A 23858-nucleotide genomic window follows, 5' to 3' on the forward strand; every position below is an offset into this window, starting at 1 on the left:
GCAATGACGCGAAACTACTATAAACCTAGACGTCATTACGAAGCCAAATACGGCTGAAGTAATCTGTTTATTTATCAAACGATTTAGTATAAGACCAAGCAATAAAACGCGTCTTTTTATTACCATGTTCCATAGGAATAATGCGGTAATTAGCTTGTAACTTTTTGAGTTGCTTTTCTATTTTAGGCAAATTTTCTTTTCTAGAAACTAAACTTGTAAAATACCCAACCTGACTTTTAAAGTCAGCACTTTGCTTAATCATTCGCTTTAAAAACAAGGCTTCACCGCCATTGCACCACAATTCATTGTATTGCCCACCAAAATTCAATTCAGTAGTTTCTTTTCCTAAATTCGTAAGCTTTTGCTTGGCATTTTTTGCAGCATCTTCTTCAGAAGTATAAAAAGGAGGGTTGCAAAGTGTAAAATGAAAATAATCGTTTGGCTGAATAATCCCTTTAAAAATATTCGCATTATCCGTTTGATGTACAATTGTCGCTTTTTCTGTTAAGTTAGGAGTGAAGTCTATATTTTTTTGTGCCGCTTTTAAACTTTTTAAATTTATATCTGAGCCAACCATTTGCCAATCATACACTTGAACGCCTAAAATGGTATAAATTGCATTGGCTCCCACACCAATATCTAAGCCTTTAATAGGTTGATTTTTATTCGCTACTAAATCCGAAATATGATGAATATAATCAACGCGACTCGGAATAGGGGGGCAGAGGGAACCTTCTGGCAATTCCCAGTTTTGTAGCTGATAATGATGTAGTAATAGTGCTTTATTAAGCGCAATAACAGCTTTCGGATTTGAAAAATCTATGGTTAACTCGTTAGTATGCTGATTTTTAGTAATAAATTTTTCTAAATCAGGATTGACTTTTGATAATTCTTTAAAATTATAGTACTCGTTATGTAGGTTTCTAGGATGCATTCGGTGTCAAAAGTATAAAACAAATGTTAATACATATTTTTTATTTTTGTGAAAACAGGTAAATCAAATTATTATGTTAAATAGAATTATTCTTTTAGTAGGTTGCATTATTATGGTGGGTTGTAATTCACAACAAAGTTTAGGAGTTAACCTAATTACTTCAAATGAGTTAAAAGCAGTTCTTGATAAAGAGACTGTTCAATTAGTTGATGTACGTACACCTGAAGAATTTTCTGCTGGCCGTATAGACAAAGCCATTAATGTGAACTATTTCTCAGACAGTTTTAAATCGGATATAAATTCTTTAGAAAAAGATAAACCGGTGTATTTGTATTGTAGAAGCGGAAACCGTAGCGCTAAATCGGCTAGAATACTACAAGAGCTTGGTTTTACAAAAATATACGATTTACAGGGAGGTATTATTGCATGGAATCGTTCTAATAAATAGAATACTTCATGATAAGATTGAGGTTTTAAAATTATCTATTTAACATAATATAAATTATAATACAAATATTGCACTTCGCATATAGTAAGTTATTATGTCTTTATTAATCATATAAATTTAATATTCTGCATAATATTAAACTTTTTTTAAATACGCGATTCTCAAGAAACTTTAGAACTACAAATTGGCATCTATAATTAGTCATTATGTAATGTTAATGATAATTTAAAAAATGACTCAATTTGGATTTAAAAGATGAATAATTTTTATAACCAGAAATAATCAAGGTAAAATACTAAACTTTAATATTGAAAAAAAGGTTCAATTGGCAATTTTAGCAAATTAATTCTTTACATTTGTTATTAATGCAAAGAGCAAATCAAATAAAAGCATATTTCTTATTAGCTATTTTTAGCTTGATATTGATTCACCAATCAATACCTCATTGCCATGACGATCATGAATCAGATATAAAAATTGCTCATCATCATTCAGATTCTTCTCATGGTCATGGTCATAGTCACAATAACGAGCATCAACATAACCACTCCGATAATTCCAATAAGAAAGAAGCTAAAAGCCTTTTAAACACTTTTTTAGAGTTCCACACTCATGGTAATACATATTCTCAGGATAATTTAATAAGTACTTTTAATTTAATTAAAAAGGATGTATCCTCTGATAATAAATCATGTTGTTCAAAGGAAAATTTGAATTATAACTTAGACATAAGTCTATCAAAAGATAATAATTATAACTTTTATACTCCTCCAGATGTTTTTTATGAAAGCTATTTGGAAGGAATAGAATTAAGGGGTCCTCCTGTATTAGGATAAACATTGTTTCTAGTCTAATTAAAGGCTATATAAATTGTTTAACCTTATATCATAATACAATGAATAAACATATAACGCTCACTTTATGTGTGTGTCTATTCTATTTATGTTTGAATTCACAGAATAATTATTTCAACGATATTTTACATCAAATAGAATTAAATAACATAGAACTAAAAGCTTTTAAATCTTTTAAGAATAGTGAAAAGCTTAAAATTAAAAGTTCAAATAACTTATCTGACCCTACTGTTATTGGATATTTTTTACCATTTTCATCTCAAGAGAATTCTTCTAACTATACCGAGTTTGAAGTAACTCAGTCTTTCGATTTTCCCTCATTATATGGGGCTAGGAAGGAATGGATTAATTTAAAGTCAGAAGAATTTGATATAAAATATAATGAACTAAAGCAAAATGTTTTACTAAAAGCAAATAAGCTACTTGTAAAAGTAATTTATTTAAGAAAAATACAGGAATTACAAGAGAAAAGACATTTAAAAAGTAAGAAAGTATATCATCAGGTTTTAGAATTATATAATAAAGAACAAATTGGGATTTTAGAACTGAATAAAGTAAAAATAGCTTGGATGCAAGTAAAGTTTCAAGTAAAAAAAACTGAACTTGAGATAAACTCTTTATTAAAGGAATTATCTTCTCTAAATGGAGATAAAGCTATAACACTTGATAAAAGTGATTATCTTGATGATTACTTAATAGATGACTTTAGTTCTTTATGGAACAGTAAACTAAAAAAAGATGCTTCACTTCAAATTTATAGTTCAGCAGAAAATTCCTCTTTACAACAAATAACAGTTGAAAAACGAGCATCACTTCCAAAAATAACACTTGGGTATAATAATCAAGGAGTTTCTGGAAATAGAGTTTCTGGGTTTTTAGGTGGACTTACTATTCCGTTATGGAAACATAAAAATAAAGTAAAAGCCGCTAAACAGTACCATCAATCATTATTTGAAAACAAATCTTCTAAATTTTCAGAATCACAAGCAAATTATTTTCATCTATATAACAAGTATTCAGGATTATACAAAAAGTATATAGAATATAAAACAACACTTACCGAGTTAGATAGTGAAAAGCTGCTTGACAAAGCTTATGAACTAGGAGAAATTTCGTTTATAGACTATCATCATGAGTTAGATTTTTATCACAAAGCTATTGATGAAATGCTAGAAATGGAACTTGAGTTACAACTTTTAAAAACAGAAATTTACAAACACACTTTATAACCATATTAAAATATACTATCATGAAAAAAATCAAATCAATTTTAGTCATAGTTGCATTAGCAGTTTTCACTTTTGTTGGCTGTAAAAACGAGACAAAAGATGTTAATAAAGAAACTACAAATGAAACTAAACAAGTAGAAACAGAACAGCAAAAAAACAATGTAGTCGAAGTACAAGAAAATGAAACTACAATTACTGTTAAAGCAGGAAGCGCTTTAGAATATAAATTTAAAATTAATAGCGGAGAAAATTTAACTTATAAATGGTCTTCAACAGCTCCTTTAATTTTTGATTTTCACGGAGATCCTGAAGAAAAAGATAAATTCCCAGAAGGTTACTTTAAAAGTTATTCAAAAGGAACATCTGCAGGAGAACAAGGTACTGAAACAATGCCGTTTAAAGGTTCGCACGGATGGTATTGGAAAAACTCTTCAGATAGTGATGTAAAAGTGACTTTATCTACTAAAGGAAACTATATTATTATTGGTAAAATTCAATAACAAACAATCAATCTACAAATGAAAAATATGGTTATAATTTTGTGTTGTTTGTTTGTATTTTCATGCAATACAAAAAAGATTTCTGAGGTTGATGAAGCTTCGGAAGAGTTCCCTACTAAAAGTGAAACTATTTGGACAAATAATACTGAATTATTCGTTGAGTTTCCTGCATTAGTAATTAACGAGCCAAGCAAGTTTACAGCTCATTTTACTAAGTTAGAAAAACATCGCCCAATTACTGAAGGAAAAGTAACTGTAAATTTACTTAAAAAGGGTACAATTGTAGCAACTCATACAGTTTCTGCTCCCTCCTCTCCTGGTATATTTACGCCTATAATTACGCCAAAATCTCAAGGAAACTTTCAATTAGTTTTTAATCTTGAAACACCTGAATATAAAGACCAAATAATAATTGAAGATGTAATTGTTTACAACTCAAAAGCAATTGCCATAGAAGCTTTGGGAACTGGTGATGAAACTGGAGGGATTTCGTTTTTGAAAGAACAAGCTTGGAAGATGGGGTTTCAAACCAATCCTGTAGTCAAAAAAGAAGTTTACGAAACAATTACAACTTTTGGTATATGGGAAGCTGCTCCTACTGATGTTCAAACTTTAGTGGCTAGTACAAATGGAAAAATTAGTTATTCAAAATCAATAACTGAAGGAACTTACCTAAAAAAAGGCGAAACTATTTTGACCATCTCTAGTCAGGATTTTACAGCTAATAACTTATCTGTAGAAGTACAAAATGCTAGAGCAATTTTACAACAATCAGAAACTAATTACAATCGAAAAAAAGAGCTTTTTGAATCTAAAATTATTGCAAAATCAGATTTTGAACAAGTTGAACGTGATTATAAAATTGCAAGAGAAAATTATCAAAACCTAGCCAAAGGTTACTCTTCTAAAGGAAAAATTATAAAAGCTCCTTTTAATGGATACATTCAATCTTTAACTGTAAAAAATGGAACATATGTTTCCGAAGGAGATGTACTTTTTTCAATTACAGATTCTAAGTCTAGTTTATTAAAAATTCAAGTAAGTCCGAATTACTTTAAAGAACTACAGGATATTAAAGACATATCGTATAAAACTGATGCTAACAATTGGTCTAATATTAAAAGTACAGAAGGAGAAGTTTTGTCAGTAGATAAAACGATTTCCAAGGAAAAACCTATGCTACATATTTATACTAAAATAAATGATGTTGTAAATATGCCTATTGGAAGTGTTACACCAGTAATTGTATCTATAGGTAAATCAAAAAAAGGCCTAATGATACCTACTGCTGCTTTATTAGAAGATTATGGTAACTATACAGTGATAGTTCAATCATCTGGTGAAAGTTTTGAAAAAAGACAAGTTACCATTGGCAAACAAAATGGTAATGAAACAGAAATTTTATCGGGTCTTAGAATAGGAGAATATGTCGTTTCTAAAGGAGCTTATCAAGTAAAAACAGCATCAATGTCTGGTGAAGCTCCAGCGCATGGTCATGCACATTAAATGTTCTTAGTATGTTAAATAAAATTTTATCATTTTCACTTCAAAACAGATTAATGGTGTTATTGGCTACAGCATTTTTAAGCTTAGCAGGAGTGTATTTAGCTAAGAAAATGAATGTAGATGTTTTTCCAGATTTAACTGCACCTACGGTTACTATTCTTACGGAAGCACATGGTATGGAATCTGAAGAAGTTGAAAAACTAGTAAGTTATCAATTAGAAACTGCTATGAACGGTTCTCCAAATGTCAGAAGAATACGTTCTTCATCCGCGGCTGGAATTTCGATTGTTTGGGTGGAATTTGAATGGGGCACAGATATTTATAAAGCCAGGCAAATTGTAAGCGAACGAATACCAATGGTACGTGAAAAACTTCCAAAAGAAGTTGGAACACCAACCCTCGCTCCTATTTCTTCTATTATGGGAGAAATAATGTTACTTGGAATTCAATCCGATAGTTTATCATCAATGGAAGTCAGAACAATTGCTGATTGGACAATTAGTCCACGAATAAAATCCATTGGTGGTATTGCTAATGTTATAGTTATTGGCGGAGATTATAAACAATATCAGGTATTAGCAAATCCTAATAAGCTAAGTCAATACGGTATTAGTATTCAAGAACTTTTAGAAAAAGTTAAAGAAAGTAATTTGAATACTCCAGGAGGAATATTTAATGAATATGGAAATGAATATATCATCAAAGGTAGCGGAAGAATCTATAATTTAAATGATTTAGAAGAAGCAGTCGTTAAACAAATTAAGGGACAAACTATTAAAGTAAAAGATGTTGCAAAGGTGGTTATTGGTGCCGCTGATAAAATTGGTGATGGTTCGTTAAATGCTAAATCATCTGTTATCATGACGATTTCTAAACAACCAGATGTAAACACTTTACAATTAACTCAGAAATTAGATGATGCTATTACAGACTTAAAAACTTCATTACCAAAAGGAATAACAATAGAAAGTCAAATATTTAGACAAGCAGATTTTATAAAAGCATCGATTAATAACTTACAAAACACATTATTAGAAGGTGCCTTTTTTGTGTTAGTAGTATTATTCATTTTCTTAATGAATGGGAGAACCACAGTCATTTCTCTCCTAGCAATTCCTATTTCTTTATTGGTTTCAATTATTGTTCTGCAAATATTAGGATATACCATAAACACAATGAGTTTAGGAGGAATGGCTATTGCTATTGGAGCATTAGTTGACGATGCTATTATCGATGTTGAAAATGTTTATAAAAGACTTAGAGAGAATATAAAAAAGCCAAAAGAAAATAGAGTTTCTGTATTACAAGTAGTTAAAGATGCTTCAATAGAAATTAGAAGTTCGATAATAATTGCTACATTAATTATTATAGTTTCTTTTATACCACTTTTCTTTTTAAGCGGTATGGAAGGTCGATTATTAAAACCTTTGGGTATTGCCTTTATTACTTCTGTGTTAACATCATTAATTGTGGCTGTAACCTTAACTCCTGTTTTATGTTCTTATTTACTTAAATCAGAGAAAGTATTAACCAAACAGGCTGAAGGTACTCGTGTTGAAAAATGGATTCAAAAGCATTATTCAAGAGCATTGAGAACGGTATTAAAAGTTCCTAAATTAGTTTTAACTGTAACAGTAATTGTTTTTTTAGGCTCTTTATTAACACTTTCACAACTAGGACGAAGTTTTTTACCAGAGTTTAATGAAGGTTCATTAGTAATTAGTATGGTTGGTATTCCAGGAATGTCTTTAGAAGAAAGCAATAAAAATGGGAAAATGGCAGAAGAATTACTTTTGAGTATGCCTGAAATAACTGTAGTTACCAGAAGAACTGGTAGAGCTGAATTAGATGAGCATGCACAAGGTGTAAATGCTGCGGAAATTGACGTTCCCTTTAATCTGAATGGAAAATCTAAAGAACAATTTTACGAGAAAGTAAGAAATAAATTAAGTTTAGTTCCTGGTGTAAATGTTACTTTAGGACAACCAATAGGTCATCGAATTGATCATATGTTATCAGGTACTCGTGCCAATATCGCAATAAAAATATTTGGTGAGGATTTACCTACACTATTTGATTTAGGAAAATCAATTGAACGAAACATAAAAAATATCGATGGTATTGCTGATGCTGCTGTTGATCAACAAATTGAAGTTCCACAAATTCGTATAACACCTAAACGACAAATACTTGCTGCGTATGGTATGACTATTAAAGATTTACTGGAACAAATGGATATAGCTTTTACAGGTGAATCTGCCGGAGATATTTATGAAGGTCAAAAATTTTTCGATTTAACTGTTAGATATGATAAAGCTTATAGAAATTCACAAAAAGCAATATCAGATGCTTTAATTTCCCTACCAAATGGGAAAAAAGTTATTCTTAGTGAATTAGCCTCAATTCAATCAGTAAGCAGTCCTAGCAGCGTTAGTAGAGAAAATGTACAACGTAAAATTGTTGTTACTGCAAATGTTCAAGGTCGTGATTTACGTTCTGTGGTAAATGATATTAAAAAAAGTATAAACGGCGCTGTAAATTTACCTGAAGATTACAGAATTGAATATGGAGGACAATTTGAAAGCGAAGCTAAAGCATCTCAACTACTTCTTATAACAGCTATCCTTGCTATCCTTTTAATATTATGGTTATTGTATTATGAGTTTGATAATTTGAATTTAGCTTTCATTGTATTATTAAATTTACCGCTAGCATTAATAGGTGGAATAATGATTGTTTATTTCACTTCTGGAATAATAAATATTGCTGCTACAATAGGATTTATAAGTCTTTTTGGTATCGCCACTAGAAATGGAATACTACTAGTTTCAAGATATGAAGACCTAAAAAAAGTAGGTTTACACGGATTAGAATTATTAAAACAAGGAGCAATTGATAGATTAAACCCAATTTTGATGACAGCATTTACAACTGGTTTGGCATTAATTCCTTTAGCGCTAAAAGGAGATCAACCAGGAAATGAAATCCAAAGTCCAATGGCAATTGTTATTTTGGGAGGTTTATTGTCTGCTACCCTTTTAAATTTATTTGTAATACCTTGTGTGTATTCTCTGAGGAAAAGATAAATTCACTCAAATTTTAAATAAAAAGAAGAGCTTTCGATTTGTAGTGAAAGCTCTTTTTTTCTATTTTTATAGGAAATAAATTGTCATTTTTTAAATTATTAAAATCCCAAGTTAGGTATAGTTGTCATTTTTTAAAAATTTTGAGAACTCCAATACTAATAAGGCTTTATTTAGAGTTTTTGTGATTTATTTTTCACTTTTTAAATTATCACTAACACATGTAAAACTTACTTTTTCTTCCTTTTTGGTTTCTTCTTCATGGAAACCTTAAAATCATCCACAGTTCCATGTAGTTTTAAGTTTAAGTATTTAACTTTCTTGGTAGGATCAACTTCTATAATTTCATCCTCTTCTTCTTTAGTTCCACTATTTTTTTTGTTCTTAAATAATTTATACCAAACTGCTTTCCTAACAGTTTTCCAAGGAATTCTTAAGTAATATTCAATATTATTATTCAAATCTTGTGTTCCAGATAATTCCATGTGTCCTAATGTGGATTCAATCGTCATATTTGGAATTGTTATGCGTCCGTTATTAATATCAATATGATTTTGAATCGTATCAAATTTGATATTGTTCAGGTTTTTATCGCCCATATAACTAGACAACAATTTCATAGGTTCATAATTCTGCAATTTTCCATTAAAAACCTTTACATCCATGTGAATTTCAGATTGATCTAAATCTGGCACTAAATCAGGATAGATTCTAATTTTTCCATCTATTGTAGCCGAAACATGTCCTTTTAAATTATCAGAAACCAAATGATCTTGTCCAAAATTTTCAAACTTAAATAAGAACTTATCCAAATCAATTTTAGTCGTTTTTATTTTAGGTTTCAGGTAAATTTTCTTCGGATTACTACCGTTAAAGTATCCAGACATATTAAAATTACCTCCAGCGGCATTCATATGTAAAGTATCTACATAAATGTAATGATTCTGCGTAGTACGTAATTTTGCTTTTATATCTTCTAAATAAATCCGTTGATACATAAAATAATCTACATCAACATCAAATTTCATATCTGTAAATGGTAACTCATACAAATTAAAAGCATCTGCGTGGGTTGGAACATCTGCAGTTTTTGATTTTACAGTTATGGTTGCCTTTTCGGTTGGTTTATCAGGAGGAAACAGTTGATCGTAATCAATATAATTGGCTTTGAAACTAAGGTAATTGTCTCGTTTTTTAATTGCGTCATCATCTCCTAAATAATAATTCAAGCCAATATTAAAAGAAGTCCTCCCTATTTTACCTATAAAATCTTTCACAACAAGATGATCATCTTCATAATGAAAATCACCTGTAAAGCGTTCAAATCGTAATGGATGTAGCTGCATTTTGGTATTCAGTTTGTCTAATTCTAAATCTATAGAATGTAGTGCTGATGCTTTATAATGCATACTAGAATTCACGTGTAATTCCAGTTTTTTAAATTCTTCATGTCTATATTCTTCCGGAACATAATTTTCACCTTGATACGAGAAAATGTCTTCCAAACGCAATACATCAGACTTTAAAGTGATATCTAAATCTACATCACCATTCAATTCTTTTTGCATCCAAAAACCATAATCGTGTACCAATCCGTTAAAATGAAAATCAGAATCGTCAATATAACCCGTAAAATCTTTGATTTTAAGATCTTTGTTATCAATTAATACATCTACATGAAAATCATGAAGTTTATGAGGATAATGCTTTAGTTTCGCATTAAGACTGTCTACAAAGAACTCACCTTTCGGTAAATATTTACTTTCGGTAAAAGCCTTTGCTGAAGATTTGAATGAAAATCCAGCAGTTAAATCTTTAATTTGCTCGTCTATACCTTTTTTTATGCTATCTGTCGCAGAAAACCGGGTAAGTTCAGCAATATCTAATAGGTCCGATTTAATATCTAAATGCGTAACGACTAGTGTGTCTGTATGATGCACAATAGCAGGAAGATCTGACAAATATCCAGTTATTGAAATATCAGAGTTACCTAAAAGCATATCAAATTGATTGATAGTCGCTTTTTTACCATTCATTACTACATGCGCATTCAGTTTTTTTAATGGCGCAGGAAGATCTTTGGACGATAAACTGAGGCTGTCAATTTTTAACTCACTATAATATGCCTGGTTTAATTTACTGAGTGCTTGTTCTGGATTATCAATATCTATAATATCATGAAAATTCATTTTTAAGGAAACATTCCCAGATGCAATATCTACGTCACTTAAGTTTAAAAAATCAGTTACAAATTCAAGATTGAAGTCTGCATTTAATCGCATGTCTATTTCTGGTTCATCAAAATTATTGATTACGACATTTCCTAGAATTTTTCCTTTTCCTAGTTTGGCAGTCATATTTTCTAGGGAGAATGTTGTTGTACGAGAACTTCGTTCTTTACCATTCGTAAAATGCCCTTTAAAACCAATATTTTTAACTCGTTTACCTTTGTTGGTGTTTTCTAAAAAAGCTTCACTTACTCCGAAATTTACATCAAAAAAAGGTACTTGTTGATTCAATGTAGGTCCTTGAACTACTGCATTAAAATAAATTTTTCCGGCGTTATTATAACGCTCTAAAACGGGTATAAGATCTTCTGGAGCAAAGGCGATAAGCATATCAAAATTAGGCTTCGCTCCTTTTATTATTAGATCAAGATCAAGATCATTTTTTGTGTCTATTTTTCCTTCTAATTCAAAATCACCATGTTCCATAGTAACTCCAGAAGGTTCAATGGTAAGCAATCCAGTATCTTTATCAAGACTAATATCTGTATGAAGATCGAAATGTTTGTGTTTTACATAGGTAGTATCGCCGTTACTAATTAAATTCATTTCAAACTTAGTATCAATATGTCCTGAAATAACTTCATTATCAATATTGAAACCACCATCAGCGTCATAAATAAATGTTTCTAAGTCTGTATTTTGACCTTCATCTTTTTTGTGAATATCTAAATTGTGTAATTTGACTTTTTTAAGTTTAAAATCTATAGGCTCTTCACTTTCTGTTTCATCAAAAGGTTTTAGTGCGTTTAAAAGGTTAAGACTTTTATCTTCATGAATTACAATATCAAAAAAACCTTCTTCTACAATTAATGATTTAATGGTATAATTTCCATCCAAAATATCCCACAAATTAAAGCCTACGTAAATATCTTTTACGTCCAAAATAACCGGTGAGTTTTCACTTTTAGTTTCCTTTATTTTTAAATCATCTACTTTAAAAGAAATATTTGGAAAATTACTAAAGAGTGATAAATGCGTATCACCTATATCAATAAAACCTTCGTGGGTTTTGTTAAGCTCAGCTATATGATCTTTAATTATACTATTCTGTTTAGTATTGATATATAACACCGTAACAATGAGAAATAATAATGGCACAAGTATTACAGAGGCAATAAATCGCAACCAGAATTTTCTTTTTTTAAAGGCTTTAAATTTCATAATACTCTTATGATTATAGTCGTACACGCTTATTTATAAATCTTTAAACTAAAATTGAATACCTGCAATATATATTAAAAAAGAAATGTCAACCTGAATTTATTTCAGGTTCTCATCATAAATATTTGCTTAACAGCGTTATGAGATTCCGAAATAAATTCGGAATGACGCCAAAACGTTATTTATGACTTAAAACGGATATTCATTACTAAAAACAACCAAAATTTATATGGTCATTTTTTAACTTTTTCAAATAAGCTTAAAGATATTGAAAATAGTAGTACGAAAACTTCTTAAAAAGATTATATGTAAAGTATGAAAATAAACTACTTCTTTTTAGAATCTTGTTTCAGTTTATCTTTATTCACTTCTGCAAGGTGATGTGCTAACATTTTTTCGACTAACTCATCCTTAGTTAAATGATGAAAAACAGTTTTAACTTTTTCTTTAAATTCTTCTGAAATTGTTCTGTTAGGTTTCGTTTTAAATATCTTCTTTGCCCACAAGAACGTATTATTTTCTTCGATACTTTGTGCATCTGCTTTTTTAAATTGACGAAACATAATGCCTAATTCTGCTTCAAAGTCAGGAATATCTTCAACTTCTTCTTCCTGTATAATACTTAACGAAAGTCCCTTTGCTCCTGCTCTAGCTGTTCGTCCGCTTCTGTGTACATAAGCTTCGTACGTATCGGGTAAATGATAATTAACAACAAAGGAAACTTCTTTTACGTCGATACCACGAGCCGCCAAATCAGTAGCTACTAAAATATTGATATGTCCTTCTCTAAATTGTTCCATTATTCTATCGCGAATCCCTTGTGTTAAACTTCCATGAATTGCACCAGAAGAGAATTTATTAATCGCTAAGTTTTTGGCTAATTTATTTACAGCTGCTTTCGTTTTACAAAAAATAATTCCTCTCTCTCCTTCTTTTGATGCTAAAAAATGTAATAATACTTCTAGCTTTTCTATCGGTTGTACCACTACATATTGATGTTTTATTCCTTGATGTCCGACAGTTTCCATATCGGCTTCAATTTGAATAACATCTTTAGCCATGTAATTATTAATCAGTTGTTTTATAGCTCCAGACAATGTTGCTGTAAACAATAACGTTCTTCTTTTCTTAGGAATTTCTTTAATAATACTATCCAATCCTTCTTTTAAAGTACTCACCATTTCATCGGCTTCGTCTAAAATAAAATAAGCGATGTTTTTAATATTAATGGCTTCACGTTTTACCAAATCGGCTAAACGACCTGGAGTAGCAACAACAATATGTGCATCGTTTTTTAAGCGTTCAATCTGTGGTTTTATAGGAATTCCACCACAAATGGATGCAATAGATATATTTGGTATTTGCGATGCAAAAGCCGTTAAATTTGCGTGTATTTGTTGACCTAATTCTCTAGTTGGTGCTAAAATTACTGCTTGAATGTTCGGGTTATTTGTGTCAATTAACTGTAATAGCGGTAATCCAAAAGCAGCGGTTTTACCGGTTCCTGTTTTAGCCAATGCAACTACATCTTGATGTTGCGTTAGGATGATAGGAATCGTTTTTTCTTGTATATCTGTTGGCACAGAGATTTTTAAGTTTGTTAAACTTTGTTGAAGTTCAGGATTAATTCCTAAGTCGGTAAAACTTTTAGACATGAAAATATTTTTTGTAAAGGTACGTAGTGTTATCGTAGTTACAACGGTTTATTGGAGGATAACTTGAATTTGATTTAATAAATCAATAATACAACCTAAAGTCAAGGAGTTTACACAACTTGTAGTGTTTACGGTGTAATTCTTCTACAACTTCAAACATATTGTCGTCTTCATTAAATAAATTAAAGAATACTTTATCTAAGTTTGAGCTAGCAACTCCATTAAACACGTTTCCATAGCCGGAAATTGCTTTTGCACCAGTAATATCTAGGAAATATTGTGCTTCGTCTTGGGTTAAATCCAATACTTTAGAGTTTGCAAAATGCAAGATTTTGTCGTTTAATCGTCCTTCAAAAATCTCCGCAATCTCTTGTAAATTATACAAATAACCATTTAAACAAACACTATTTGCTTCACCAGTCATCACTAAATAAATAATCTCATAATTTTTAAAATGATGATCGTCTAAAACTAAGGTGTTTAAACTTTCTTCTAAGCCTTCAATAGTATCACAGGTTTTATAAATACTCGCAATACCAAAATCCATTGTTAACTCCTCTAGTTTTTGCTGAGTTGGTGTAACATTTTCTATTTCAATATCTTGAACTGCTTCCAAACAGAATATAAAATAATCTGGAGTTGCTAATGAGTTTTGTGGTAATTGAGGTCTTTTTGCTAACAAATTTGAGGGATTTAAAAAGAAATCATGCAAAAATAATACAAAGCTTATAATCTGCATAGTATTTAGTGCACTAGATCCTTCTACTCTATTGTTATTACTAAACTTTTGCCTTGTATATTAATTCCTTTAGAACCGTATCTTTGCATCTTAAATTATAAATACATACAACTAATGGTTTTTTATTGATTCAAGTACTTTATAAACTAAGTTTAACGAGCTTTTCGAAGCCTCTAATTGATTTAAAGTTCCTGCTACATAGGTATCTAATTCAGGACAATACCATAAAAACGATGCTGTACTTCCATTATGACCAATAACGTGTAAATCAGTATTGTTATCATAAATTTTATTGAATGACACTTTTCTAATTCCATAACCATATTCCATTCCTTTAGTTTCAAAAACCCAATTACGCATTGTTAATAGTGTGTTTTTTTCTAGGATTTTATGATTATTATAAGCTTCAAAAAATCGAATAAGATCTTCAGCTGTAGATACTAAACCGCCTCCTCCCCAATCGGCACTTAAACTTTTAATTGATGATAACTCAGTAGTATCTACATAAAATTTAGCTATTGGTGGTGTACTATTTACAGGTGATGATTTTAGATTGATATAAGAATTATTCATTTCTAAAGGCTGAAATATATGCTGTTTAAAGAATTCTGCTAATGAAACTTTACTTACTTTTTCAATTAGTAACCCTAAAAGCACATATTCTGTATCTGTGTAATGATAACATTCTCCAGGAATAAAATGAGGTTTCATCTTTTCTTTTGTAAACTGAATTAACTCTTCAGCAGACCAAGACTTATCGGTATCAATGAGTAATTGATTAATAATATTTGGACTACCATCATTGGTTTCATCTGTAAAATAGTCTGGCAAACCCGATGTATGCTGTAATAACTGTGCAATAGTTAAATTTTTTGAATACTCTTTATTGTCTAAAACATGCAACCCATTAAGTAAAGTTTCGGGTAGATAATCCGCTATTTTATCTTCAAAATTTAACATGTGCTTATCTTTTAAAATACCTATAGCTGTTGCGGTTAACATTTTGGTTATACTAGCCGTGTAAAAAGGTGTATTCTTACTAAGAACCTCTTTATTATTCTTACTCTCAATTATATTAATATCAATCGCTTTAGATTTAGAATATACTTTCAGAAAAGCATTTTTAATTGACTGTTTTTCTAATTCTTCCTTTAAGAGTTTATTAATTTCCTCATTTAATCCTTGTTGTCCATAATTAGGAATTGAAACAAGTAGTAATAAGTATAGAAATATGTTTTTTTTCATAAAAATCATTTTTTAAATATAGTGAAGCACTTTTAAAGTAACATCTTAAGTACAAGCGTAGATGCATATAGTGCAATGGTTTTTCTTAGTTTTTGTTTTTAGAGTCTTATTCCTATGTATAAATTCGGTTCAAATAAAAAATACGATTTCCATTTGGCATCTAACTGTTTAAATTCAGCGGGTGTATTTGTATCAAACATCCAATTTTGACAATGAATTTGTGGTTCTATAAATATTCGTTTCTTTTTTCCAAAAGCGATATGATAACCTATGTGATATGAGGTGTAAAGCTTAAAACCATTCGCAATTTTTTTATGATTTAAATCCGTATACGTTTTATACTGTGGCAATACTTCTACGGCAGCAAATAATCCTTTCCAAAGCATTCTCTGATACGAAACGCCTATTCCTGTTTCTCGCAAATAACCTGGGTAAAACTCGCTTTCAGAATCTATCTTATCCAAAAGTCCGTCCCACCATTGAATTCCCATTGGCTGAAATAACCTCCAAGTAGCGAATTTTATTCCGATAATGTTTTTAGCATCTAATTCACGTTTTACATGAAACTCTATATGCTCGGTATTTGTTCTTTCTCCTCCTTTACCTATATTACCTAAAATAATGGCTGGAAAACTAACTCTATAGTTAAGATTTTGATTGGTAACTTTTAATGATTTCTCACTGTTTTGTGTAAAAACGTTTAGAGTACAAAGTATTAATACAATACATACTGTTTTTTTCATTTCAATGTGTCTTTTAAATAATTTACGACACAAAGATTCATAACATTCTTATGGCAAGCGTTCTGAATTATAATTTCAAACCAACTTATTGTTATTTATTGAATGTTGTTTTTAACCAAACTCTTGGAGTACTATTTTCAGACTTTTTAAAATACGTATTGAAAACACTTTTGGAGTTAAAGCCGCTATCATAAGCTAATCCAAGAATGGTAAGATGAGCGTTTTTAGGATTTAAAGCAATGGTTTTGAAATGATTGAGTCGATAAGAGTTAACAAAGTCATTGAAATTAAGATTAAACGCTTTATTTATTAAGTATGATACTTTATTGGTATTTAACTCTAGTACATCTGCTACTATTTTTAAACTTAGTTGCGGATTTAAATAAGGTTCTTCTTCATTAAAATACGTTAGTAATTTATCTTTCAAAGTTTCTATAAGATGATTATCTAAAATAGTTGAGACTGCTTTTTCTACTAATTTTTTAGATTGAGAAATGTCTTTGATATATAAATTAGCATGATGTAGATTTTCGAAACCATTTATATGTTGTAAAGGTTTTAAAAAAGGTTCTTGCCTAAAGTTTATTACTTGTCCCCTTTTTTTATCTATCATTTCTTTTAAATGAATAAATCCTGTTTCTTTATAGGTAGAATTAGCTAGAATAAACAGATCATAAGGAACTAGCATATTTTCTCTATTTTGCTGAGTCCACTTATTAATAAGTTGTTGAGATACATCAACATCCCTTTCATTGATTATAGCAAACAATAGTTTCTTCTCTTCTATTAATGATGTGTTTTCTATGAACTTTTCAAAAGAGTCCTTCTTATTTAACCATATCAGACAAAAGCATTTTAAATGATGCGCTAATTCTAATTGTGGATTTAAAGTTAAAGCATAATTTATAGCATCAAGTGCTGCTTCAAATTTTTGTTGATAATAATAAATGTGAGCTAACGTGTAATGATTATTAGCAGAAAGAGGATCGACATCTAACAGTTTGTTTGCATATATTAATGCTTCGTCAAAAAAACCAAGAGCAATAAACAATTCTGCCATAGCTTCCAAGCCGTCAATGTGATTTGGGTTTATTTCTAAAACTTTTTTAATGTGGATATAGGCATTTTTAAAGTCCCATTCTTGCCAAAAAAACTTACCAACAAAGGATAATGGATATTCTGGTAATGAAGTATCTAACTCTTTCGCAATTAATAAATTATTAATAGCTAAATCAATCGATTCTTCGTAAGGCATGTAACCCCACATACCTAATAAACCATAACACTGTAAGTTAGCATAGTACGCTTTCGCATAATTCTTATCTAGCTCAATAGCTTTATTATAAAACCCTATCGCTAAATTTAAACTCTCAGGAGTCCATTTTAATTGTAGAGAACGTCCTTTTAAAAATAATTGATAGGCATCTACATTAGCTGTAGGTTGCTTTATTAATTGCTCTTGAATTTCAAAATGTCCAAAATTATTTCGAATTTCATCTGCAATGGTTAGACTAATTTCATCTTGTAAATCGAAAATATCTATTAATTCTCTATCAAATTTTTTAGTCCAATAATGTGTTCCGTCTTGTACATCAATTAATTGCGTATTAATCCTAATCCTTTTTTGAGATTTCTTAATACTTCCTTCTAGAACCGTATTTACGCCTAATTGTTTACCGATTTCTCTAATATCAATACCTTTATTTTTAAAAGCAAATGAAGAAGTTCTGGCAATAACTTTTAGTTGATGTACTTTGGATAATGCATTAATAATTTCTTCAGTAATACCGTCACAGAAGTATTCATTATCAATATCGTTACTCATATTGATAAAGGGCAATACGGCAATAGACTTATGGTTAATCAAAGTATTTATTGTTTAATCAAATATAGAAAAGATTGAAAACATAAAAAATTATACTCTGATTTAGATAATCAATAAAAAATGTAGTTTATAAACTTTAAACACAAGTAGTTTTCAACTATTTTAAAACCACTTCTTCTTTCTGAAAAACAACAACATAGATAAAGCCACAGCAATAATAAAGCCCCACATGATAAAATAACCGTATTTAAGTTTTAACTCTGGGATAAATTCGAAGTTGGTTCCATAAATACCCGCAATAAAGGTAATTGGGATAAATACTACTGAAAAAATAGTGAGCAGCTTCATGATTTCATTCAGCTTGTAATTTACATGTGTAGAATACACCGTTAATTGCTCGCTAAGCATACTTTTGTAGTTTTCTAAAGCTTCGTAAACTCTGCCAATTAACTCGTTTAAATCGTTAAAGAAATGCTGCTCTCTTTTGGTAATTAACGGAGTTTTATAATTTTTAAAATTACTAATTGCTTCTCTGGCCGGGCGAATATTCTTTTTAAAGTAATTAAGCTCTATTTTATTTTTATTGATACTCTCTAAAATATCTTTATTTGGGTTGGATAAAATTCGATCTTCTAATTCTTCAACATTCTCACCGAAAATCTCCACTAATAAATGATAATTATCTACAATAGTATCTAATAAACAGTATTTTAAGTAACTTAAATTATTTGCTCTAATCCTACCCTTTTTATTTCTTAATCGTTCTCGTATTGGGTCAAAAACATCACCACGTTGTTCTTGAAAGGTAAAAAGTATGTTTTTGGTTAAGTACATAGAAACTTGCTCTGCATGAAGTCGTTGATACTTGCCTAAAAACATCATTTTAATCACCGTAAAAATAAAATCATCGTCAATATCAGATTTTGAACGCAATCCTGTATTGGCAATATCTTCCGCAATTAAAGGATGAATATTAAATAAGGTACAGATTTTCTTAATTGGTGCTACATCATGAATTCCATCTATATTAACCCATACATTTTTGTATTGCTCGGTATATTTTAATATATCCTCAATGGTTTCAATAGTAACTTCCACAAATCGTTCATCATCATAAGCCATTAATGTAATGTGAATGGTATCTTGCTTTTTGGTTCCTATAAAAATAGGTTTACCAGGTATTTCACTTTTGTTTTTTTGATGAACTACAAATCTCATTCAGCAATTTTTATTTATGTGTACTTTCGTGTACTAATTTATGAAGTTTGGTTAGCAAGATTAATTCCGATTTATTTTTACCGTTTACAGCATTACATATTTTATGACAAGCATCTAACAAATCTAAGTTAATCTGTCTGGTAAAAAGCTCTTTGTTTACAATGAAATACGCTTTAAAGTTTTCGTAAGCTTTATCCGCAGAAAGATTTTCTTTTATCAAATCTCTCATGGTTTCATAAATAAGCTCTTCACTGTCAAAACCAAACTCATTAGTAGCCCACTCTTCTTTTACCGAGCCTACAATTTCTTTTTTTTCTTGAACCGTCATTCTCTTGTCAATCATAGAAAATGCGTAAAAAAGATGTGTAATGGCTATGTAAAAAGGTTTTGTGAGCTTATGTGTTTTCATTTATAATTCGGGTAAAATTAATAGTGGTATACTACTGCTAAAGGTTATTTTTTTAATAACGTTTTCATTCAATAATTTATTAAAAAAACTATAATGGTGATTGATAAAAACTAATAATTGCCCATGTGAAGCTTCTATATGCGTTTGAATCGTTTTGGTTTCAGAATCATTCCAATCTAGCTTTTTAAAGCTACTATTTACTTCTCCTAATAAGTCTCTCAGAATATTTTTATGATTCTTTTGATTATCAGTTAAAGCTTCTTCTACAGATAAATTAACAACTTCTACTTCACATTGCTTCATTTTACAGATAGCAATTAAAGTTTCTAGTTCTTCTTTTGTATACGTTTTTTTGAAATTAGTAGAAAAAATAACTCGATCAATAGGCTTGTATTTGTAACTGGTAGGAACTACTAATACCGGTGTAGTATCAATACTATTGATAATTTTAATAGTATTAGTTCCCATAAAAGTTTGTGCTAAACTTTTAGCTCCTTTGGTACCACTAATAACCAAATCTATTTTTTCCTTTTTAATAGCCTCTTTAACCGCATTTGTAAGCGAATTAGAATCTACAATTGAATGATAGGTAAAACCATTTTCTTCTTCATTTAGAATACCTACTAAATACGACAATTCATCTTCGATATCGTCGTCCATCTGGCTAAACCATTCTTGATTATGCTCTTCGCTTAACAAATAAGAACGTTCACCAATGTACACGTCTAGTAAGAAAACATTTATCTTGTTTCCTTCAAAGATTTTTTTCGTGTAATTAAGGGCGTTAATAGCCGCTTCAGAGAAATCGTAAGGTATTAAAATGTTTTTCATGGCTATACTATTGAAAGTATTTTCTTGTATGCTTCAAAATCGATATTCGCAGAGAAAACTTTCGTCGATTTTGATATAATCGACTTAGCATCTTCTTCTTTAAAGCCTAATTGAATAGCATAACGTAAAATCAAGTTACTTTCTTGATCATCGATATTATGATCAGAAAAGATAATTTTAAATAAATCTAATAAACGCTCTAAGCGTTCGTCAATAGTATTTTGAGGAATTACTGGGTATTTTGAAGGGTTTTTAATTACCTCTTTATATTCCTCTTCGTTGATATCTAATTTTTTAACGAAACGACTGATAATGTCTTTCTCGTTTGTGTTTAATTCACCATCTACTAAAGCAATATTTACTAATGCTGAAAAATGAGCCATATTATTTCTGTGAATACTAGATTCAAAAAGGTCGATTATACTCATAATGATGTATTTAAGAATTATAAGAAAATTTCATTGTGCTCTTTGAACGTTTTGAACTCAATGTGGTAACCATTTGGATCTTCGACAAAGAATGAATTTTGCTCACCATTTTTATCAACAAAAAAGGTTTTTTGGGTGATGGTATCTACAGACCATCGGTTTATTTTATCATGTAATTTTTCCCATTCGTAACTATCTAAAATTACGCCAAAATGAAAAGTTGGTAACTCTTCATTTTCTAAAAGATAAAAAGGATATTGAAAGCTAAATTCTTCAGCTAGTACAAAAGTAATTTGACTTCCAAATAAATTAAAGTCAACCCACGTATCTGTGCTCCTACCCTTTTTTATATCTAGGTTTTCAGTGTAAAATTTGATAGTTTCTTCAATGCTTTTGCATGGTAACGAAATGTGAAAATTTACATTCATTTATAAGAGTGTTAAATTGTTTAATTTGAAAGCTACAAAATCATCATCATCCAAATCGTCGATAATTTCAATATATTCTATTGAAAACTTTTTACCAACAAACTCTTTTGACTTTAAGTCATATAAATGTAAGACTTTATTATTAATTTGTTCAAAGTCTACAAAGTCTCCATTTAATAATTCAAATTTGTAATAGCCATTTTCATAGTTTCTGAAGATTCCTTCAACAGAAACCGTGTGATCAGAATTATAATATTTCATTATTACTCAATTACTCAGAAAAATTATCCTCGTCGAAATCTGGTAAGCTTTCATTATCAAAATCGTACCCATCATCATTATCATCATAATCATCGGCATGATCTTCCATTTTCTTTTCTAACTTAGAGCTTATTTTAACTAAATAAATAGTATCCTCTGTATTTACTTGAACCGCTTTAACAGTTTCTCCTTTAGCATTTTTAAAAGAGATAATGTCTTCATAGTCATATCCGTCAGGATATTTTTCTACTAATAAATCTAATATATCAGTAGTTAATTTTTCATATGTTACTATTACTCGTTTCATAAAGTTACATTTTTAATAAGTAAGCAAAAATTAATGGTGCAACAATCGTGGCATCACTTTCAATGATGTATTTTGGTGTATCGATATCTAATTTACCCCAAGTTATTTTTTCATTAGGAACAGCTCCTGAATACGAACCATAACTAGTGGTTGAATCAGAAATTTGACAGAAATAGCTCCAGAAAGGAGTATCTTCTCTTTCCATATCTTGGTATAACATTGGCACTACACATATAGGGAAATCACCTGCAATTCCTCCACCAATTTGGAAAAATCCGATTCCTTTTTCTGAATTATCAGTATACCAATCTGCTAAGAATGTCATGTATTCAATTCCAGATTTCATTGTAGAGGCTTTTAACTCACCTTTTAACACGTAAGAAGCAAAAATATTTCCCATAGTAGAATCTTCCCAACCTGGAACTACCATTGGTAAATTTTTCTCTGCCGCAGCATACATCCACGAATCTTTTAAATCGATCTCATAATACTCTTCTAATACTCCAGATAGTAATAGCTTATACATAAATTCATGAGGAAAATAGCGCTCACCACTTTCTTCAGCATCTTTCCAAATCTTGAAAATGTGCTTTTGTAAACGTCTAAAAGCTTCTTCTTCAGGAATACAAGTATCCGTAACACGGTTTAATCCTTTTAATAATAAATCCCACTCATCTTGAGGAGTTAAATCTCTATAATTAGGAACACGTTTGTAATGTGAGTGTGCTACTAAATTCATGATGTCCTCTTCTAAGTTGGCACCAGTACATGAAATAATATGCACTTTCTCTGCTCTAATAATATCTGCAAATATTTTTCCTAGTTCAGCTGTACTCATTGCTCCTGCAAGTGACACTAACATTTTAGATCCCTTATCAAGTTGCGCTTCATACCCTTTAGCTGCATCAACTAATGCTGCAGCATTAAAGTGAAGAAAATATTTTTCAATGAATTCTGAAATTGGATGTGTATTCGTATTCATTTTTTGTTTGTTCTTTTTTGTTTTATTATTTAAAAATTGTGGTTGTTAGAAAAAAATTTGTACTACTTCTAGTAGAATTAAAATGATAATAATCCATTCTAGCATACTACTGTATTTGTGATTTAGAATATCTCGGAATAAATCTAAATTTTCTTTAATTACATTTAAACTATTCTCTATTCCTTGATGCCTTTTTACAACATCTAACTCATCTCTCAGTTTATAATCTAAAAGAGAAAGTTCTTTTACATTCCATGCTACTTCTGGAGCTTCAAAGACAAATAAATCTTCCGCAATATTATTTTTCAGATTCATAGTTTTGCCAATGAATTTTCTCATTTGCTTTTTTGTTAATTTAAAATTTCCAGTATGCTCTAATTGCTTAGAATATACTAAAGTCTTATCATGTAAATCAGATGTTTTATCCACATAATTCATTAAGGCAACTGATTGTCCTAAATTTAAACAAACTACATGAATAGTATCAACATTTAGTTCTTTTACTTTTATGGTATTAAAATCAACATCTGTTTCACTTCCTATTGAAAGACTGTAGCTTTCAGAAGGCAAACTTTCTGGTTGTATCTCTTTACTTGCAATAGAACTAATAGTGACATTCTTAAACTCTTCACTACAATTAAAGAAAACAATGCTTCCATAATCCTTAATATATAAGTAACTATCATCTTCTATTTCATATAAAAGAAATGTATGTTCTCTTTTAACAATAGAAAGGTTAGGAAACAATGTTCTGATCACATTTAGATCCAGTCTTTTTTCTAAG

At 29.9% G+C, this 23858-nt stretch carries 22 protein-coding genes; 6 read left to right on the top strand and 16 right to left on the bottom strand.

What is annotated here, in order from left to right:
* Window positions 1–67 precede the first annotated feature (67 nt).
* Window positions 68–934, bottom strand: a complete 867-nt coding sequence (gene rlmF / locus EV195_RS07100; RefSeq protein WP_132794238.1) for a 23S rRNA (adenine(1618)-N(6))-methyltransferase RlmF — start codon at window positions 932–934, stop codon at window positions 68–70.
* Window positions 935–1007: 73 nt separating this feature from the next.
* Between rlmF and EV195_RS07105 the strand changes: the two genes are divergently transcribed.
* The 6 genes from EV195_RS07105 to EV195_RS07130 all read left to right on the top strand — a co-directional run bounded on the left by EV195_RS07105 (window position 1008) and on the right by EV195_RS07130 (window position 8557).
* Window positions 1008–1382: a rhodanese-like domain-containing protein gene (locus tag EV195_RS07105; protein ID WP_132794239.1), complete on the top strand. Its 375-nt coding sequence runs from the start codon at window positions 1008–1010 to the stop codon at window positions 1380–1382.
* Window positions 1383–1747: 365 nt separating this feature from the next.
* Window positions 1748–2218, top strand: a complete 471-nt coding sequence (locus EV195_RS07110; protein WP_132794240.1) for a hypothetical protein — start codon at window positions 1748–1750, stop codon at window positions 2216–2218.
* Between the two features lie 59 nt (window positions 2219–2277).
* Complete coding sequence (locus EV195_RS07115; protein ID WP_132794241.1) at window positions 2278–3465, top strand: TolC family protein; 1188 nt, start codon at window positions 2278–2280, stop codon at window positions 3463–3465.
* Between the two features lie 20 nt (window positions 3466–3485).
* Complete coding sequence (locus tag EV195_RS07120) at window positions 3486–3965, top strand: hypothetical protein (RefSeq protein WP_132794242.1); 480 nt, start codon at window positions 3486–3488, stop codon at window positions 3963–3965.
* Window positions 3966–3983: 18 nt separating this feature from the next.
* Window positions 3984–5471 (top strand): efflux RND transporter periplasmic adaptor subunit, encoded by a 1488-nt coding sequence (locus EV195_RS07125; protein WP_207899776.1) that lies wholly within the window; start codon window positions 3984–3986, stop codon window positions 5469–5471.
* An 11-nt stretch (window positions 5472–5482) separates the two neighbouring features.
* Window positions 5483–8557, top strand: coding sequence for an efflux RND transporter permease subunit (locus tag EV195_RS07130; protein ID WP_132794244.1), 3075 nt, complete (start codon window positions 5483–5485; stop codon window positions 8555–8557).
* Window positions 8558–8784: 227 nt separating this feature from the next.
* Here EV195_RS07130 and EV195_RS07135 read toward each other — a convergent pair whose 3' ends face one another.
* The 15 genes from EV195_RS07135 to EV195_RS07205 form a co-directional block, all read right to left on the bottom strand.
* Entirely contained in the window at window positions 8785–12003 is a 3219-nt protein-coding gene (locus EV195_RS07135) for an AsmA-like C-terminal region-containing protein (RefSeq protein ID WP_132794245.1), read from the bottom strand.
* Window positions 12004–12329: 326 nt separating this feature from the next.
* On the bottom strand, window positions 12330–13658 hold the full coding sequence (locus EV195_RS07140) for a DEAD/DEAH box helicase (protein ID WP_132794246.1): 1329 nt from the start codon (window positions 13656–13658) through the stop codon (window positions 12330–12332).
* An 82-nt stretch (window positions 13659–13740) separates the two neighbouring features.
* The gene (locus EV195_RS07145) at window positions 13741–14340 is read right to left on the bottom strand and encodes a DUF6642 family protein (protein ID WP_132794247.1); all 600 of its coding nucleotides are present in this window, start codon (window positions 14338–14340) and stop codon (window positions 13741–13743) included.
* Window positions 14341–14508: 168 nt separating this feature from the next.
* Window positions 14509–15642: a serine hydrolase domain-containing protein gene (locus EV195_RS07150; RefSeq protein WP_132794248.1), complete on the bottom strand. Its 1134-nt coding sequence runs from the start codon at window positions 15640–15642 to the stop codon at window positions 14509–14511.
* 98 nt (window positions 15643–15740) lie between these two features.
* A complete protein-coding gene (locus EV195_RS07155; protein ID WP_132794249.1) occupies window positions 15741–16385 on the bottom strand; it encodes a hypothetical protein in 645 nt (214 codons plus the stop codon).
* A gap of 91 nt (window positions 16386–16476) precedes the next feature.
* A complete protein-coding gene (locus tag EV195_RS07160) occupies window positions 16477–18252 on the bottom strand; it encodes a helix-turn-helix domain-containing protein (protein WP_243693086.1) in 1776 nt (591 codons plus the stop codon).
* A gap of 120 nt (window positions 18253–18372) precedes the next feature.
* Entirely contained in the window at window positions 18373–19428 is a 1056-nt protein-coding gene (corA, locus tag EV195_RS07165) for a magnesium/cobalt transporter CorA (protein WP_132794250.1), read from the bottom strand.
* A 10-nt stretch (window positions 19429–19438) separates the two neighbouring features.
* Window positions 19439–19837: a hypothetical protein gene (locus tag EV195_RS07170; protein WP_132794251.1), complete on the bottom strand. Its 399-nt coding sequence runs from the start codon at window positions 19835–19837 to the stop codon at window positions 19439–19441.
* Window positions 19838–20668 (bottom strand): universal stress protein, encoded by an 831-nt coding sequence (locus EV195_RS07175; protein ID WP_132794252.1) that lies wholly within the window; start codon window positions 20666–20668, stop codon window positions 19838–19840.
* A gap of 2 nt (window positions 20669–20670) precedes the next feature.
* A complete protein-coding gene (locus EV195_RS07180) occupies window positions 20671–21096 on the bottom strand; it encodes a TerB family tellurite resistance protein (RefSeq protein ID WP_132794253.1) in 426 nt (141 codons plus the stop codon).
* 17 nt (window positions 21097–21113) lie between these two features.
* Window positions 21114–21524, bottom strand: coding sequence for a VOC family protein (locus EV195_RS07185; RefSeq protein ID WP_132794254.1), 411 nt, complete (start codon window positions 21522–21524; stop codon window positions 21114–21116).
* The gene (locus EV195_RS07190) at window positions 21525–21785 is read right to left on the bottom strand and encodes a hypothetical protein (protein WP_132794255.1); all 261 of its coding nucleotides are present in this window, start codon (window positions 21783–21785) and stop codon (window positions 21525–21527) included.
* Between the two features lie 10 nt (window positions 21786–21795).
* The gene (locus EV195_RS07195) at window positions 21796–22092 is read right to left on the bottom strand and encodes a hypothetical protein (RefSeq protein WP_132794256.1); all 297 of its coding nucleotides are present in this window, start codon (window positions 22090–22092) and stop codon (window positions 21796–21798) included.
* Window positions 22093–22096: 4 nt separating this feature from the next.
* Entirely contained in the window at window positions 22097–23074 is a 978-nt protein-coding gene (locus EV195_RS07200) for a deoxyhypusine synthase family protein (RefSeq protein WP_132794257.1), read from the bottom strand.
* Between the two features lie 45 nt (window positions 23075–23119).
* Window positions 23120–23833, bottom strand: a complete 714-nt coding sequence (locus EV195_RS07205) for an RMD1 family protein (protein ID WP_165915697.1) — start codon at window positions 23831–23833, stop codon at window positions 23120–23122.
* Window positions 23834–23858: the final 25 nt, after the last annotated feature.

It is taken from the genome of Tenacibaculum skagerrakense (genome assembly GCF_004345825.1).
GTDB lineage: Bacteria > Bacteroidota > Bacteroidia > Flavobacteriales > Flavobacteriaceae > Polaribacter > Polaribacter skagerrakensis.

What these genes read in the sequence shown, in the direction of transcription:
- EV195_RS07105 (WP_132794239.1), top strand. Translation starts at nt 1,008, where the DNA reads ATGTTAAATAGAATTATTCTTTTAGTAGGTTGCATTATTATGGTGGGT.
- EV195_RS07185 (WP_132794254.1), bottom strand. Translation starts at nt 21,524, where the DNA reads ATGAATGTAAATTTTCACATTTCGTTACCATGCAAAAGCATTGAAGAA.
- EV195_RS07130 (WP_132794244.1), top strand. Translation starts at nt 5,483, where the DNA reads ATGTTAAATAAAATTTTATCATTTTCACTTCAAAACAGATTAATGGTG.
- EV195_RS07135 (WP_132794245.1), bottom strand. Translation starts at nt 12,003, where the DNA reads ATGAAATTTAAAGCCTTTAAAAAAAGAAAATTCTGGTTGCGATTTATT.
- rlmF (WP_132794238.1), bottom strand. Translation starts at nt 934, where the DNA reads ATGCATCCTAGAAACCTACATAACGAGTACTATAATTTTAAAGAATTA.
- EV195_RS07170 (WP_132794251.1), bottom strand. Translation starts at nt 19,837, where the DNA reads ATGAAAACACATAAGCTCACAAAACCTTTTTACATAGCCATTACACAT.
- EV195_RS07200 (WP_132794257.1), bottom strand. Translation starts at nt 23,074, where the DNA reads ATGAATACGAATACACATCCAATTTCAGAATTCATTGAAAAATATTTT.
- EV195_RS07125 (WP_207899776.1), top strand. Translation starts at nt 3,984, where the DNA reads ATGAAAAATATGGTTATAATTTTGTGTTGTTTGTTTGTATTTTCATGC.
- EV195_RS07120 (WP_132794242.1), top strand. Translation starts at nt 3,486, where the DNA reads ATGAAAAAAATCAAATCAATTTTAGTCATAGTTGCATTAGCAGTTTTC.
- EV195_RS07195 (WP_132794256.1), bottom strand. Translation starts at nt 22,092, where the DNA reads ATGAAACGAGTAATAGTAACATATGAAAAATTAACTACTGATATATTA.
- EV195_RS07110 (WP_132794240.1), top strand. Translation starts at nt 1,748, where the DNA reads ATGCAAAGAGCAAATCAAATAAAAGCATATTTCTTATTAGCTATTTTT.
- EV195_RS07180 (WP_132794253.1), bottom strand. Translation starts at nt 21,096, where the DNA reads ATGAGTATAATCGACCTTTTTGAATCTAGTATTCACAGAAATAATATG.
- EV195_RS07190 (WP_132794255.1), bottom strand. Translation starts at nt 21,785, where the DNA reads ATGAAATATTATAATTCTGATCACACGGTTTCTGTTGAAGGAATCTTC.
- EV195_RS07175 (WP_132794252.1), bottom strand. Translation starts at nt 20,668, where the DNA reads ATGAAAAACATTTTAATACCTTACGATTTCTCTGAAGCGGCTATTAAC.
- EV195_RS07140 (WP_132794246.1), bottom strand. Translation starts at nt 13,658, where the DNA reads ATGTCTAAAAGTTTTACCGACTTAGGAATTAATCCTGAACTTCAACAA.
- corA (WP_132794250.1), bottom strand. Translation starts at nt 19,428, where the DNA reads ATGAGATTTGTAGTTCATCAAAAAAACAAAAGTGAAATACCTGGTAAA.
- EV195_RS07150 (WP_132794248.1), bottom strand. Translation starts at nt 15,642, where the DNA reads ATGAAAAAAAACATATTTCTATACTTATTACTACTTGTTTCAATTCCT.
- EV195_RS07155 (WP_132794249.1), bottom strand. Translation starts at nt 16,385, where the DNA reads ATGAAAAAAACAGTATGTATTGTATTAATACTTTGTACTCTAAACGTT.
- EV195_RS07115 (WP_132794241.1), top strand. Translation starts at nt 2,278, where the DNA reads ATGAATAAACATATAACGCTCACTTTATGTGTGTGTCTATTCTATTTA.